We start from the raw sequence: 742 nt of genomic DNA on the forward strand, positions 1-742 counted from the left end.
ATATGCTGCTGGTCATCGTCCAGACGGGTGTAGTTCACCAGACCTTCGGCCATGCCAAACACCTGCTGGAGCTGGCAGCCAATTTCTTTCTGGATGCGTGAGGCCAGTGATTCACTGAGTTTGGCACCGCCAACCTGTAGCAGTGTTAGCGATGTCAGTGCACGGTTGCTGCCCCATTCCTGTATCGCCTGTAACCACAGGCTGACGGCCGGTGGCACCAGTGCAGCTACGTTAACCTGATGTTGTTCAATCAACGGGAAGCAGAGGTTGGCACTGGGATCGTTCGCCATCACGACACAGCCACCCGCGTAGAACACGCCGAGGGAACCTGGTGAGCTCATCGCATAGTTATGGGCGGCGGGCAGGGCATTCAGATAACGGGTCTGCGCGTTGAATTCACAGATCTCAACGCTGCCACGAATGCTGTAGTAATAATCATTGTGGGTACGCGGGATCAGTTTCGGTGTTCCGGTACTGCCGCCGGAGAGCTGGAAGAAGGCCACTTCATCGGCAGCAGAGGGGCTGGCAATAAAATCGCCAGCATCTGCGTCAATCAGGCCTGACAGTGAAAGTGCAACACTGTTCTCATTGTGTAATGCCACGACCTTCAGCGCCGGGAAATCCTGCCGGAGCTGATTGAGGTAATCATCGTTGCTAAACAGGCTGTGCTGGCGGTCGGCAATCAGCAGCACGGGTTGAATTTGCAGCGCATAGGCGCTCAGTTCGTTGCGCTGATGGCTGA

1 protein-coding gene is annotated in these 742 nt (G+C 55.7%); it reads right to left on the minus strand.

Going from position 1 to position 742, the window contains the following annotated elements; genetic code table 11:
• Nucleotides 1–742, minus strand: a 742-nt coding sequence (locus tag WH277_RS05425) for an AMP-binding protein (RefSeq protein WP_339504861.1), incomplete at both ends; no start/stop codon positions are given.

The sequence above is a fragment of the Erwinia sp. MYb416 genome (genome assembly GCF_037479575.1).
Classification (GTDB): domain Bacteria; phylum Pseudomonadota; class Gammaproteobacteria; order Enterobacterales; family Enterobacteriaceae; genus Erwinia; species Erwinia rhapontici.